The 13,655-nt window shown below is 65.9% G+C and carries 14 protein-coding genes; 3 read left to right on the top strand and 11 right to left on the bottom strand.

All coding sequences use genetic code 11. From position 1 onward, the window contains the following. Positions 1–75: 75 nt before the first annotated feature. Positions 76–1,818, bottom strand: a complete 1,743-nt coding sequence (locus N2603_RS04985) for an outer membrane beta-barrel protein (protein WP_260387903.1) — start codon at positions 1,816–1,818, stop codon at positions 76–78. Between the two features lie 193 nt (positions 1,819–2,011). Here N2603_RS04985 and N2603_RS04980 point away from each other — a divergent pair, with 193 nt between their 5' ends. Then, positions 2,012–3,019: a KpsF/GutQ family sugar-phosphate isomerase gene (locus N2603_RS04980; RefSeq protein ID WP_260387902.1), complete on the top strand. Its 1,008-nt coding sequence runs from the start codon at positions 2,012–2,014 to the stop codon at positions 3,017–3,019. Between the two features lie 102 nt (positions 3,020–3,121). Here N2603_RS04980 and N2603_RS04975 read toward each other — a convergent pair whose 3' ends face one another. Continuing rightward, positions 3,122–3,691: a carboxymuconolactone decarboxylase family protein gene (locus N2603_RS04975; protein ID WP_260387901.1), complete on the bottom strand. Its 570-nt coding sequence runs from the start codon at positions 3,689–3,691 to the stop codon at positions 3,122–3,124. A gap of 72 nt (positions 3,692–3,763) precedes the next feature. On the opposite strand from N2603_RS04975, the gene N2603_RS04970 reads away from it, so the two are divergent. Then, complete coding sequence (locus N2603_RS04970) at positions 3,764–4,102, top strand: winged helix-turn-helix transcriptional regulator (protein ID WP_260387900.1); 339 nt, start codon at positions 3,764–3,766, stop codon at positions 4,100–4,102. Positions 4,103–4,213: 111 nt separating this feature from the next. On the opposite strand, the gene N2603_RS04965 is transcribed toward N2603_RS04970, so the two are convergent. The 5 genes from N2603_RS04965 to hemH form a co-directional block, all read right to left on the bottom strand. After that, positions 4,214–4,657, bottom strand: a complete 444-nt coding sequence (locus N2603_RS04965; protein ID WP_018648538.1) for an NfeD family protein — start codon at positions 4,655–4,657, stop codon at positions 4,214–4,216. Between the two features lie 54 nt (positions 4,658–4,711). Beyond that, positions 4,712–5,716: an SPFH domain-containing protein gene (locus N2603_RS04960; protein WP_018648539.1), complete on the bottom strand. Its 1,005-nt coding sequence runs from the start codon at positions 5,714–5,716 to the stop codon at positions 4,712–4,714. Positions 5,717–5,917: 201 nt separating this feature from the next. After that, positions 5,918–6,445: a hypothetical protein gene (locus N2603_RS04955; RefSeq protein WP_260387899.1), complete on the bottom strand. Its 528-nt coding sequence runs from the start codon at positions 6,443–6,445 to the stop codon at positions 5,918–5,920. A gap of 116 nt (positions 6,446–6,561) precedes the next feature. Continuing rightward, a complete protein-coding gene (locus N2603_RS04950) occupies positions 6,562–7,539 on the bottom strand; it encodes an ABC transporter substrate-binding protein (protein WP_260387898.1) in 978 nt (325 codons plus the stop codon). A gap of 11 nt (positions 7,540–7,550) precedes the next feature. Next, on the bottom strand, positions 7,551–8,588 hold the full coding sequence (gene hemH, locus N2603_RS04945; protein WP_260387897.1) for a ferrochelatase: 1,038 nt from the start codon (positions 8,586–8,588) through the stop codon (positions 7,551–7,553). An 82-nt stretch (positions 8,589–8,670) separates the two neighbouring features. Between hemH and N2603_RS04940 the strand changes: the two genes are divergently transcribed. Then, positions 8,671–9,069 (top strand): MAPEG family protein, encoded by a 399-nt coding sequence (locus tag N2603_RS04940; protein ID WP_018648543.1) that lies wholly within the window; start codon positions 8,671–8,673, stop codon positions 9,067–9,069. 7 nt (positions 9,070–9,076) lie between these two features. Here N2603_RS04940 and N2603_RS04935 read toward each other — a convergent pair whose 3' ends face one another. From N2603_RS04935 to N2603_RS04920, 4 genes are all read right to left on the bottom strand, one after another. Then, entirely contained in the window at positions 9,077–9,514 is a 438-nt protein-coding gene (locus tag N2603_RS04935) for an acyl-CoA thioesterase (protein ID WP_260387896.1), read from the bottom strand. A gap of 171 nt (positions 9,515–9,685) precedes the next feature. Next, entirely contained in the window at positions 9,686–10,816 is a 1,131-nt protein-coding gene (locus N2603_RS04930) for a nickel/cobalt transporter (protein ID WP_260387895.1), read from the bottom strand. Further along, positions 10,813–11,451, bottom strand: coding sequence for a DUF1007 family protein (locus N2603_RS04925; RefSeq protein ID WP_260387894.1), 639 nt, complete (start codon positions 11,449–11,451; stop codon positions 10,813–10,815). Before N2603_RS04925 ends, N2603_RS04930 begins: the two co-directional genes overlap by 4 nt. Further along, entirely contained in the window at positions 11,451–13,532 is a 2,082-nt protein-coding gene (locus N2603_RS04920; RefSeq protein WP_260387893.1) for a M3 family metallopeptidase, read from the bottom strand. The genes N2603_RS04925 and N2603_RS04920 overlap by 1 nt, the downstream gene beginning before the upstream one ends. Between the last annotated feature and the right edge of the window lie 123 nt (positions 13,533–13,655).

The following is a 13,655-nucleotide window of genomic DNA, read 5'->3' as shown; positions in this document are numbered from 1 at the left end:
CATTCCGCCGTCGTCCTGGCTTTCGCCGGGACGACACCTGAGGATTTGGCGCCGCAGGTAGGTCAGCAACAACCCTTAATTCTGCAACCTCACCCCGACCATCACCACCGTCCCCTGCGAGCTGGACCCCGCCTGGTTCGAATCCAGGATGTCGTGGCGCAGCGTGCCCTTGATCCAGACGTTGCGGTTGAGCTTGTAGATCAAATTGCCTTCGAGCGAGTAGGTTTTGTCGTTGCGGTTCTGGTTCTGGTAGTCGTAGGTGCCGTAGGTGAACTTGCCGATGGCGGTGAGCCAGCGGCGGAAGTCGTGGTCGACTTCGGCGGCGTAGGTGTGTACGAGCACGCCGGATGAGCCGGGGACCGTGGTCTCGTTGATCTGCGTATCGGTGAAGAACTTCACCGTGGTGAGACCGCTCGCATTCCAGATCAGCGAGCCTGCGGTGAGGAAGCCGGCGAGTTGGCTGAGGCGCGGATCGACATAGTTGCGCGCGGAGTAGCCCACCGAGATCTCGCCGGTGAGGATGCGCGAGAATTCGAAGGACGAGCCGACCTTGGCGTAGCCGCCGTTTGAATCGCGGAAGAAGCCGTTGCGGTCGGCAGCCTGGTCGTGGACGCGGGTGTCGCCCTGGATCTCGACGAACGGCTTCAGCCCCGGCTTCAGATCGTACGAGAAGCGGCCGACGCCGCCATACTGGTTGAAGTCGCGGTCGTTGTTGCTGAAGGTCGAGCCGTCGGTGAGCTTTGAATCGGTGTAGGCGGTGCGATCGACGGTGGCGCCGGCGGCGACCTGGAAGCGGTTGAAGGTCTGGTCGAAGCCGATCGTCGTGCCGTAGGTGGCATAGACCGGATATTTCTGCAGGCCGGCCTGCACGTTGGGGCTGCCGGGATTGTCGGTGGCAAGCCGCAGGCGCAGCTGCGAGGTCAGCTTGAGATCCCGGCTGACGTCGACGCGGCCGTCAGCATGGCCGGTGAAGTCGGGGCGATCGATCTCGACCGGCGATGGCGAGGCAAAGCCGTTGATCGTCGCCGGCATGTTGTTGGTGTAGCCCGAGAACGAGCCGCGCAAATCCGCGACCAGCGCGTGGCGCTCCCAGTCGGAGGCGACAAGGAGATCAGGCGCGACGACATAGACCGGCGAGCCGACCGGCTTGTTCAAGCGCGCCGGGTTGGTGTCGTAGCCGGTCGAGAGCTCGAGCCCGCCCTTGATCAGGAAGCTGCCGGCGTAATCGCCGACCGCGCTGAACGCATCGTCATCGGCCTTGAGGCGACGGCGCAGCGGCTGGCCGGGCACGTTGCCGGCCATCGCCGGGGCGACCGGCGTCTTGTGCGCATTCTCGGACGGCGGCGGCGCGATGCGCGGCGGACCCAGCGTCCTGACCGGCGTTGCCGGCGGCGGCGGCGAGCCGGGGCCGAGCGCGCGCTTCGGCTTCGGCTGGCCGGGATAGAGCTTTGGCTGCTGGCGCTTGCGGTTCAACGAGTCGTAGCCGGAGCCGCTGGCGCCATTGGCAGCCGGCAGGCCATAGGTCGGCACCTGGCCGACACGGGAGGTTGCCGGCGCCTGCTGGCTCTTGCGCGGATCGGCATTGGGATCGGGCAGCGCCGGCAGCGCATCCGAGGGCGCCTGCGGCACGGCCGCCGTGCGGCGCGTCGGCAGCGTGTCGGGCGAGGCAAAGCCCCCGCGGTTGGGATTGAACAGGTCGGGCGTGAGGCTCTGGGCCGCTGCCGGGGCGCTGCCGAGGGCCGTCAGCGCGAGGCACGGCAAAGCGGCGCGCAGGAAATGCGCGCGTTTGCTCCGGCCCCTGCCTGGAGACGACCCCACGATGGAATAACTCCAACGAAATCAAACACTTTCAAGACGGCCTCCAACCGGCTGGCGGGAACCCATCGTTAATGGAGTTAAAACAATTATGGTTAATGACCGGTTGAGGGCATTAGGGCTCTCGTCGCCTCAAGAGCGGCGGCGTGCTAAGCAGGCGCCAACGGGCGAACGCCCCTCCTCCCTGGACCTGGACATGCCGAGTTCGAAACCGCTGATGACCCAATCATCCGGCTCCACCCCCGATAGCGTCGAATCCGCGCTCCGCACGCTGGAGACGGAGAGCGGCGGCATCAACGCCCTCGCCGCCGCATTGCGCGGCCCGCTGGGCGCGACCTTCGCCAAGGCGGTCGAGCTGATCCGCAACGCCAAGGGCCGCGTCATCGTCACCGGGCTCGGCAAGTCCGGCCACATGGCACGCAAGATCGCGGCAACGCTGGCCTCGACCGGCACGCCGGCCTTCTTCGTCCACACCGCGGAAGCCGCCCATGGCGACCTCGGCATGATCACCACCGATGACGTCATCATGGCGCTGTCCTGGTCCGGCGAGCAGCCGGAGATGAAGACGCTCGTGAACTATTCGGCGCGCTTTGCGATCCCGATGATCGCGGTGACGTCGAACGCTTCGTCCTCGCTCGGCCAGGCCGCCGACATCGTGATCGAGCTGCCCAAGGCGCGCGAGGCCTGCCCGCACAATCTGGCGCCGACCACCTCGACCATGATGCAGGTCGCGATCGGCGATGCCATCGCGATCGCGCTGCTCGAAGGCCGCGGCTTCACCGCGCTGGAGTTCGCGCATTTCCACCCCGGCGGCAAGCTGGGCGCGATGCTGAAATTCGTCCGCGACTACATGCGCACGGGCGCGGAGATCCCGCTCAAGCCTGAAGGCACCAAGATGTCGGACGCCGTGGTCGAGATGTCGGCCAAGGGGCTCGGCTGCGTCTGCATCGTCAACGATGCGGGCGAAGCCGTCGGCATCATCACCGACGGCGATCTGCGCCGCCACATGCGGCCCGACCTTCTGACCGTGACGGTCGACGAGATCATGACCAGGCAGCCGAAGTCCGTGCCGCCCTCGATGCTGGCGAGCGAGATGATCGAGGTGCTGAACACCCGCAAGATCACGACGCTGCTGGTGACCGAGGCGGACAAGGTGGTGGGGATCGTGCACCTGCACGATCTGCTGCGCGCGGGCGTGGCGTAGGCACACACTCCCTCCACTCGTCATTGCGAGCGCAGCGAAGCAATCCAGTCTGCCTCTCCGGAAAGACTCTGGATTGCTTCGCTGCGCTCGCAACGACGGCGGTTAGAGCGGCGCCGGAAACCGCGCCGCGTTCTCCTCCAGCGGCAACCGCAGCCCGTTCGCCAGATACGACACCGTGCGATAGAAGCCGCACAAGAGCATGATCTCCAGAATCTGCGCCTCGTCGTAATGCGCCGAGAGTGCGGCGAATTCCTCGTCGCTCAACGTCGCGCGGTGATGCAGCGCGTCGACGGCTGCGATCAGCGCCTGCTCGGCCGGTGCCCAGCAGGCAGACGTCGCATCGCCCTGCACGGTAGCACGGACCTCGTCCTCGGTGAGCTTGGCCGGCCCGGCAAAAATCGCGACATGCACGCCCCATTCATATTCGCATGTGTTCAGCGCACAGGTGCGGTCGATGACGATCTCGCGCTGGCGCAAAGGCAGCGGCCCGGGATCGAGCAGTCCGCCGGCGCGGAACTTGTCCCAGGCGCGCGTGTGGCCCGCCATCACCCGGAACAGCCCCAGCGGCGGCGCGCCGCGCATGATGCGGTCGAACTGCGCCTGGATCTCCGGGGGATAAGGCGGGGTGAGCGGGGCAATGCGCGGCATGGCCTGGGACACGGCGGAAGACATGGGCGGCCTCCGTTGCTACAATTATCGTAGCAATACGCTACACTATTTGTAGCACGACGCAAGGGACCGTCGATGGCGAAACAGGCCGACTCAAAGACACGCAGTGTCCGCGGTTCGCGCACCGGGCGGCCGATCATGGCGCTGCTCGACCTGCTCGGCCGGCGCTGGGCCTTGCGGATATTATGGGAATTGCGCGAGGAGCCCCTCACCTCGCGCGCCCTGCGCACCGCCTGCGACGAAGCTTCGCCCACGGTGCTGCAAGCGCGGCTGACGGAGCTGCGCGAAGCGGGATTCGTGGAGCTCGGCGACGGTGGAGGCTATGGGCTGACGGCGCTGGGGCGGGAATTGTGCGAGACCTTCATGCCGCTGCACCGGTTTGCGGACCGGTGGCGCAGCAAGAGCGGTGCCTGAGTTTCGCGATGTCGTCCCAACAGACTCGTCATTGCGAGCGAAGCGAAGCAATCCAGACTGTCTCCGCGGAAAGATTCTGGATTGCGTCGCTTCGCTCGCAATGACGGCGGGCTACGCTGCCGCGACCGTCAGGTTCGCGCCGTCCACCTGCACCACCTTGACCCGCGTCCCCGCCGGCGTGTCCGGGCCGGCAACACGCCACACCGTGTCGCCGATGCGCACGGTGCCGCTGCCGTCGATGATCGGCTTCTCCAGCGTGAACTCGCGCCCGAGCAGCGCCTCGGTGCGCTTGTTGAGGAACGGGCTCGCACTCTCATCCACCTTCGGCCGGGCGAGGCGGCGCCAGACCGGGACGGCCGCGGCGGCGAACACCGCGAACATCACGAGCTGGATCTGCCAGGACAGAAGGACGGCGAACGAGATCAGGCCCACCAGCAAAGCAGCCAGCCCGAGCCAGAACAGGAAGACGCCCGGCGCCATCGTCTCCAGCGCCATCAGGATGAAGCCGAAGATCAGCCAGTTCCAGGTGCCGAGCGATACGAACATGTCGGTCATGACACGACCTCTGAATATTGGCGCATGCCCTTGTCGCAAGGCATGCGCCGGTGACTATCCCTGCCGCGGCGGTACCGCCGGCGGCGTGCCGCCGGTCGGCGGCACCGAGCCGGTCCGGCGCGCGGCGGCGGCCGCGGACGCCGCGCTTTCGCCGAACGTCGCCTTCGCGATCTCGCCGATGCCGGCGAGCGAGCCGAGCATGCTGGTGGCTTCCATCGGCAGCATGATGATCTTCTGGTTCGGCGCGTCAGCGAACTGGCCGAACGCCTTGATATATTTGTCGGCGATGAAATAGTTCAACGCGGCGATGTCGCCCTTGGAAATGGCTTCCGACACCGCCTGCGTCGCCTTGGCTTCGGCCTCGGCCAGACGCTCGCGCGCCTCGGCGTCGCGGAAGGCGGCCTCGCGGCGGCCTTCGGCCTGGAGGATCTGGCCCTGCTTGGCGCCCTCGGCGCGCAGGATCTCGGACTGGCGCTGGCCTTCGGCAGCGAGGATGTCGGCGCGCTTGACGCGCTCGGCCTTCATCTGCCGGCCCATGGCTTCGACGAGGTCGGCCGGCGGCACGATGTCCTTGATCTCGATGCGGTTGACCTTGACGCCCCAGGGCGAGACCGCGGCGTCGACGACGCGCAAGAGGCGCTCGTTGATCTCGTCGCGGTGCGACAGCACCTGGTCGAGATCCATCGAGCCCATCACCGAGCGGATGTTGGTCATGGTCAGGACCGTGATCGCCTGGTTGAGGTTGGCGACCTCGTAGCTCGCTTTCGCAGCATCGAACACCTGGAAGAAGGCAACGCCGTCCACCGTCACGGTGGCGTTGTCCTTGGTGATGACCTCCTGCTCGGGAATGTCGATCACCTGCTCCATCATGTTGATCTTGCGTCCGACGCGATCGAAATAGGGCACGATCAAATTGAGCCCGGGGCTCAGCGTCTGGGTGTACTTGCCGAACCGCTCGATGGTCCAGTCATAGCCCTGCGGCACCGTCTTCACGCCGGCGAGCAACGTGACGATGACGAGCAAGACCAGAACAATCGCGAAAATGTCGAAACCGCTCATAACTCCTCCAAGGCGGAAAGGAAGCCGGGAAAAGGCCCTTTCCGGCGCTGTCATTGGTCGGGATCACAACCCTACCGGTTCAGCGGTCGCAATTCACGTCGGTTTGCCGCGATAATTCCGCAAGAACGGCGGCGGATGAATTTATTTGAACGGACCGGACGACGGCCATTGAAAAACGGCGGCGGCCACCCAGCGGCCGATCTAGTTGGACCAGCCGAAATTGACCGGCTTCAGCCCGGCGAGCTCAGGCCGCTCCTTGCGCAGCTTCGCCAGCTGGACGGCCGTCGGCCTCGTCTCGAAATTGCGGGACTGCCCCGGAAAGACGGTCGCCACATAGTACAGTCCGGGCGAAGGGATATCGATCTTGGGCGTACGCACCGGCACGAATCCCATCGATACACCATTCGGGAGATAGGTGCCCGAGCGGCCCGTGGTCGTATAGTTCTGCAGCTCGAGCCCGGTCGTTCCGACCGCGACCGGAATGGCGACGAACCCGTCCGGGGCAAGGCTGATCCCGCGCGCATTGATCGCCGGAAAACCGCTGTGAACGAACTGAAGATAGTTGATCGTCTCGCTGCCGCCGTTTCCGACCACGAGTATGGCCGCATCGCCCTTGACGGCACTCCCGGCCCGCACCGCGTCCGGATACATGGTGGACGCTACATCGCCGGTCGTATTGCAGCCTGCGAGCGCGCAGGCCGCGACAACGACAAATACCCATCCCCGCATTGATAAAAACTCGCCCCTTGTGCCGTCCGTCGCAGCCATCGAATGGCGACAGACTCCCCACGCCACTATGTCAGACCCCTGCGGTCTTCTCCAGAAGGAGAGTAGCAGCGCCGATATTATTCAACCACGGTGTTGGCGATCGCCAGCAACGACGGCGAGATCACCAGCTCGAGCGACTTGGCTGTCTTCAAGTTGACCACCAGCTCGAACTTGGTGGGGTTCTGGACCGGCAGGTCGGCCGGCTGCGCGCCCTTCAGGATGCGGTCGATGTAGGAAGCGGCGCGCCGGAGCTGCTCGGCGCTGTCGGTGCTGTAGGACATCAGCCCGCCCTCCTCGACGAAGGTCCGGCTCCAGAACACCGCCGGCACGCGCGCCTGCCCGATCGCCGCCAGCAGCGGCGCGCGGTTGGCCATGGTGAAGAAGTCCGGCAGGATCAGCAGGCCGCCGTCCTGCCGCGAAGCCAGCGCCGCGATCGAGGCGGTGTCATGGACCGGCGCGGGCTCGACCGTCACGTGAAGCGTCCGTGCGGCGTCCTCGATCGTGCGCAGCATCAGGGGCGCGAACGGCGCGGTGGCGGGGTTGTAGACGACGAAGACGCGGGACACTTTTGGCGTGACCTGCGTCAGCATCTCCAGCCATTTGCCGGCCAGCGGGCCGTCGTAATCGGTGAAGCCGGTGATGTTGCCGCCGGGATGCGCGAGGTTCTGGACAAAGCCCTGGCTGACGGGATCGGTGACGACAGCGAACACGATCGGGATCGTCGTGGTGCGGCGGCGCAGCTCTTCGACCGAGGGCGTGCCGACCGCGAGCAGGATGTCGGGCTTGAGCGCGATCAACTCGTCGGCGAGCCCGGCGATCCGCGCACGGTCGCCGGCGCCGCTGCGCCAATCGATCCTGAGATTGTCGTGCTCCTTCCAGCCGTGGCGGCCGAGCGCTTCGACCAGGATGGCGCTGCGCGTCTGCCCGATCACATCGTCGGCGGCCGTGACCGAGAGTACGCCGAGCCTGCGCGTTGCGTTCGGCTGCTGCGCCAGCACCGGGCCCGGCAGCGCGGCGATCATCCCAAGAAGCGCCAGGCAGTCGCGGCGATTCATGGGGCGAACCATCAGATCCAACCCTGGAGCTCGCGCAGCACCAGGGTGCGGATCACGTCCATCCCGGGTTCAGTATCGTTGAGGCAGGGGATCGCGGAAAACTGCTCGCCGCCATTGTGCTTGAAGATCTCGGCATTCTCCTGCGCGATCTCCTCCAGCGTCTCCAGGCAGTCGGCGGAAAAGCCCGGCGTGACCACCGCGATGCGACGCACGCCCTCTTTCGCCAGCCGCTCCATGGTCTTGTCGGTATAGGGCTGGAGCCACTCGTCATTGCCGAAGCGCGACTGGAAGGTCAGCAGCAGTTTTGTCTCGTCCATGCCGAGGCGACGGCGCAGCGCCTCGGTGGTGGCGATGCAGTGCTGCTGATAGGGATCGCCCTTGTCGACATAGGATTTCGGCATGCCGTGGAAGGACGCGACGATCAGCTCGGGCTTGAACGGGAGCGTTGCCAGATGCGTCTCGATCGAAACTGCGAGCGCCCCGATATAGGCCTCGTCCTCGTAGTAAGGCGGCGTCACCCGCAGCGTCGGCTGGTTGCGCAGCTGCGCGAGCACGCGGAACACCTCGTCGCAGACGGTGGCCGAGGTCGAGGCGGAATATTGCGGATAGAGCGGCACGGCGAGGATGCGCTCGCAACTCTCAGCGATCAGCGCGTCGATGCCTGCCTTGATCGAAGGATTGCCGTAGCGCATCGCCCAGTCCACGACGACGTGGTCGCGGTCGGACAGCGCAGCCGCGAGCTTGTCGCTTTGCGACCGCGTGATGGTCTTCAGCGGCGACTCGTTCTTCTCGGTGTTCCAGATCTTGCGGTAGTCGAGCGCCTTGGTGCGGGGACGGCTGCGCAGGATGATCCCGTTCAGCACCAGCTTCCAGACCAGACCCTGGTCCTCGATGACGCGGGCGTCCGAGAGGAACTCCTTCAGATAGACCCGGACGCCGGGCGCGTCCGCCGTATCGGGCGTGCCGAGATTGACCAGGAGCACGCCGACGCGCGGCAGGGCGGATCGGGTGGCCGATTTCGCAGTCTCGAGGGGGACGACGCTGTTCATGGCTCGTTGGGTCGCGCGTTGGTCCGAACTTGTCAAGATGAGGGCGGTTTCGCTAGGGTCGCACCCAAGCGGGGGAGGGACGATGACGCTCGCTGAATGGTGCGTATTCGGGGCGCTGCTGCTTTATCTGTCCACGATCGCCTCGATCAAATGGATCAGGTTTCGCCGCTTCGACAATTCACGGCCGCGCGACCCCGCCTTCTATGAGGACGCCATCGCGCAGCGCGCCCTCGGCGCCCACCAGAACGGCATCGAGACCTTCCCGTTCTTCGCCTTCGCGGTGCTGCTCGCCGAATTCCGGGACTCGCCGCAGCGGCTGATCGACGAGCTTGCGGCGCTGTTCCTGATCGTGCGGATCGCCTACGTGCTGACCTATCTCGGCAACCGCCCGACGCTGCGCTCGATCCTCTGGAGCATCGGCTTTGCGATCAATCTCGGGATCTTCTTCATGCCGGCGCTGAAGCGGTTTCTGCCGGTGTGAGGCGGCCTCACGCCGAAAGATGGCGTTCCCGCGTGGCGATCAGTGCTCGCATTGATGCCGGGATCGTGACCGGGCGATGGGTCTGCTGGTCGGTGTAGACCCACACGATCTCGCCGGTCACCAGTGCGTCCGCGCCACCTTTCCGGAAAATGGCAAGCTCGAAGACGAGGCTCGAATTGCCGATCCGCGCCACGCGTGCACCGACGTCGAGCTCCCAGTCGAACCTAACAGGCGCCTTGTATTCGATCAGCGACTTCACGACATGGAAATCGATGCCGGTCGCCTTTGCGTCCGCATACTGGTCGTAGCCCAGCGCGCGGAAGTATTCGGTGATGGTGGTGTCGAAATAGGTCAGGTAATGCGCGTTGAAGACGACGCCCTGGCCGTCGATCTCGGAATAGCGCACCCGGAAGGGGTGAAAGAACCAGAATTGTTCGCGCGACATCGAATCCCCCGGGACGTTCTTGTTGGTTTGAGCAACTGAATAGCGGACTGGAGGGAGTTGGCAAAGCCAGAGCCGTAGCCCGGATGGAGCGAAGCGTAATCCGGGGAGACTATCCGTGCTGATGCCGTCCCGGATTGCGCTTCGCTCCATCCGGGCTACGAGGCTATTGCCTCAGAAACACGTCGTCCGTTCGGCGGCGATGTAGCCGAACAACAGGCCCGCGCCGAACAGCAGCACGAGGGCGGCGGCGCCGAACTCGATGCCGCGCATGAACAGCGCGCCGCCGCCGTCGCGGCCTGCGCTGAGGCGCGCGGCGACGTCCTTGGCGGAAACGGCGATAACAGCGATGGCCGCGACCGTGATCGCGGTGCCGAGCCCCATCAGCAAGGTGGCGGCAATGCCGGCCCAGAACAGGCCCTGGGCGAGCGCAAACACCAGCACCAGGATCGCACCCGAGCAGGGCCGGATGCCGACGGTCAGGATCGCCGCAAAGCCGCGCCGCCAGCCGCCGGGGCCGGCGAGCTCGCTCGGGGTGGGCCCGTGGGAATGGCCGCAATGCTCGTCATGGACGTGGCCGTGCCCGTGGTGGGCGTGGTCGTGGGCATGGGCATGGGCATGATCGTGGTGATGATGATCGTGCTCATGATGCTCATGCGCATCGTGATGATCGTGATGGCCGTGATCATGATGGTCATGCGGCACGCCCGCCATCGCCGGCACCGGCTGGGCCACCTGCAGCGCGCGGAGGACGATGCGGCCCTTGACCCAGACCAATCGCAAGCCGAACAGCGCGATCAGGGCGTAGCTCGCGATCTCGATCACCCCTTCCGCCTTGCACATGGTCTTGGCGGTCGCATTCAGGATCCAGGCCGAGATGCCGACGATCAGGATCGCCACCAGCGACTGCATCAGCGCCGACGCGAACGACAGCGCGATGCCGCGCCGCGCGGTCTCGCGGTTGGCGACGAGATAGGAGGCGATCACCGCCTTGCCATGGCCGGGCCCGGCGGCGTGGAAGATGCCATAGGCGAACGAGATGAACAGCAGCGTCCACACCGCCGAGCCGTCGGACTTCGCGGCGCGGATGGTCGACGACATCTGGCGATAGAATTCCGACTGCTTTGCCAGCAGCCAGCCAATGAGGCCGCCGGCCTCGGGTTCGGCCGCCTGCGCCGGCCGCGGCGCGCCGAACGGATTCTGCGCAAGGAGATCGTGGAGCGCGGCATCGGCCGCGATCACGACCAGCAGAACGGCGGCGCAGGCGAGCAGCCCACGGGTGAGCGGGGAGAGATGCTGCTTCAAGGGCAATCCACCGTGATCTTGTTGGCGAACATCATGCCGAAATTGCTGTTCTCGCCGTTCAGGAAGGTCTGCTCGTTGAGCTTCTGGGCGGTGGCCGAGCCGTCGCTGGGACGGTCCAGCTTCATCTGGCAGCCCGCGGGCGCTCCGACCAGCTTGACCGGGTTGTCCTTGGCCATCTGGAAGTCGATGAAGAAGGAGCGGTCGAACACTTCGAGCACCAGCTGCCTGGGCTTGACCGGGTTCTTCAGCGGCAGCGTAAAGTGCAGGGTCAGGACCGTGTCCTTGTAGTCGAGGAAATAGTCGACCGGCTCCTGGAAGCGCTCCTTCTTGCCGTCGGCCTTGGCGAAGGTGAAATAGGCATATTCCTTCAGCGACTCGACATTGGTCTGCGCCAGCGGCCCGAGCTCCTCGCGCGTATAGGCCCCCTTGGTCTTGCTCTCGAGCCCCTGCACCGCATAGGCCGAGAACATGTCGTCGAAGGTCCAGGCGTGACGCACGCCGGTGATGCTGCCGTCGGCGGCATAGAGCAGCTCGCTGGTCGCGGTGATCCAGACATGCGGATGCGCGCTCGCCGCACCCGCCGCGAGCGTGAGGCCGGCGGCGAGCAGCAGACCTAACAGGCGGCGCATGCCCATCAGGCCGCCGTCGCGTCGTCGAGCAGGCCGCGGCGGCGGAGCAGCGCGTCGGGCTCCGGCGGGCGGCCGCGGAAGGCCTCGTAGGCCGCCTCCGGATCGACCGATCCGCCGCTCGAATAGATGTCGTCATGCAGGCGCTTTGCCACGGCAGGATCGAAGATGTCGCCGGCCTCCTCGAACGCGCCGAAGGCGTCGGCGTCCATCACCTCGGACCACATGTAGCTGTAATAGCCGGCGGCATAGTGGTCGCCGGTAAAGATGTGACCGAACTGCGTGGGACGGTGACGCAGTGCGATCTCCTCGGGCATGCCGATCTTCTCCAGCTCCTTTTTCTCGAAGGCGCGGACATCCTGCGCGGCGGCGGCCGGCTGGGTGTGGAATTCGAGATCGACCAGCGCCGAGGAGACGAACTCGACCGTGGCAAAGCCCTGGTTGAATTTTCGCGCGGCGAGGAAGCGCTGAAGCAGGTCGTCGGGCAGCGGCTCGCCGGTCTGGTAGTGACGGGCGAACTTCTGCAGCACCTCGGGCCGCTCCTGCCAGTGCTCGTAGAGCTGGGACGGCAGCTCGACGAAGTCGGTGAACACCGAGGTGCCCGACAGCGAGGGATAGGTCACGTTGGAAAGCATGCCGTGCAGGCCGTGGCCGAACTCGTGGAACAGGGTGCGGGCATCGTCGGGCGACAGCAGCGAGGGCTCGCCGTCGGCGCCCTTGGCGAAATTGCAGATGTTGAGGACCAGCGGCGCGACCTCGCCGTCGAGCTTCTGCTGGTCGCGCAGCGAGGTCATCCAGGCGCCGGAGCGCTTCGACGGCCGGGCGAAGTAGTCGCCGTAGAACAGCGCCTTGTGCTTGCCGTCCGGCCCCTTCATCTCCCAGACGCGGACGTCGGGGTGCCAGACCGGAACGTCCTTGCGCTCCTCGAAGGTGACGCCGAACAGCCGCGTGGCGCAGTCGAAGGCGGCGGCGATCATGTGGTCGAGCGCGAGGTACGGCTTGATCGCGGAATCGTCGAAATTGGCCCGCTGCAGGCGCAGCTTCTCGGCGTAGAAGCGCCAGTCCCAGGGCGCGAGCTTGAAATTGCCGCCTTCTTCCGTGATCAGCGCCTGCATCTCGTCGCGGTCGGCGAGCGCCCGGGCGCGGGCCGGCTTCCAGACCCGCTCCAGGAGGCTCCGCACCGCCTCCGGCGTCTTGGCCATGGAGTCCTCAAGCCGGTAGGCGGCGTAGGTCGGGTAACCCAAGAGATTGGCGCTCTCCTCGCGCAGCTTCAGGACCTCGACGATGGTCGTGTTGTTGTCGTTGGCATTGCCGTTGTCGCCGCGGGCGATGAAGGCCTTGTAGACCTTCTCGCGCAGGTCGCGCCGAGCCGAGCTCTTCAGGAACGTCTCGACCGAGGAGCGCGACAGCGTGACGATGGCCTTGCCGGCCATGCCGCGCTCGTCCGCCGCAGCCCTGGCGGCGGCGACGAAGCTCTCAGGCAGGCCCTGGCGATCGGCCTCCCCGAGCTCCATGAACCAGTCCTGCTCGTCGCCGAGCAGATGATGGCTGAAGCCGGTGCCGAGCTGGGCCAGCCGCTCGTTGATCGCGGCCATCCGGACCTTGGCCTCTTCGGAGAGGCCGGCGCCGGCGCGGTGGAAGCGGGTGTAGGTGCGCTCCAGCAGCCGGAGCTGCTCGGGCGAAAGACCGAGCGCGGTGCGGTTCTCGTGCAGCTGGGCGATGCGACCAAACAGCACGGCGTTCATCATGATCGGATTCCAGTGCCGCGCCATACGCAAGGAGACCTCCTTGTCGATCTCCAGGATGGCCGGGTTGGAATGCGCCGAGACGAGGTCGTAGAACACCGCCGCGACCTTGCTCAGCAGCTTGCCGGAGCGCTCCAGCGCCGCGATGGTGTTGGCGAAGTCGGGCGCCGCGGGATCGTTGGTGATCGCCGCGATCTCGGCGGAATGATCGGCGAAGGCCTGCTCGAAGGCCGGGAGGAAGTGCTCCGGCGTGATCTCGTCGAACGGCGGGGTCGCAAACGGCGTCACCCAGGCCTTCAGCAGCGGATTGATCCCGGAGTCCGTGGTTTGGCGGGGTTCTGACATCGCAAGTCCCGATTTTTGTGGCTCGATTGTTGCGGCCAGCTATAGCACGCGATGGGGCTTTTTTGAGCCATTTGGCCTTGCTCCCGGGCGCCTTTTCGGGGAGATTGCGGCCCTCGAAGACAG

The organism is Bradyrhizobium huanghuaihaiense (assembly GCF_025200885.1).
Classification (GTDB): Bacteria; Pseudomonadota; Alphaproteobacteria; order Rhizobiales; family Xanthobacteraceae; genus Bradyrhizobium; species Bradyrhizobium huanghuaihaiense.
The sequence above is the reverse complement of the archived record's forward strand: the minus strand, read 5'-3'. Positions and strand labels throughout refer to the sequence as shown.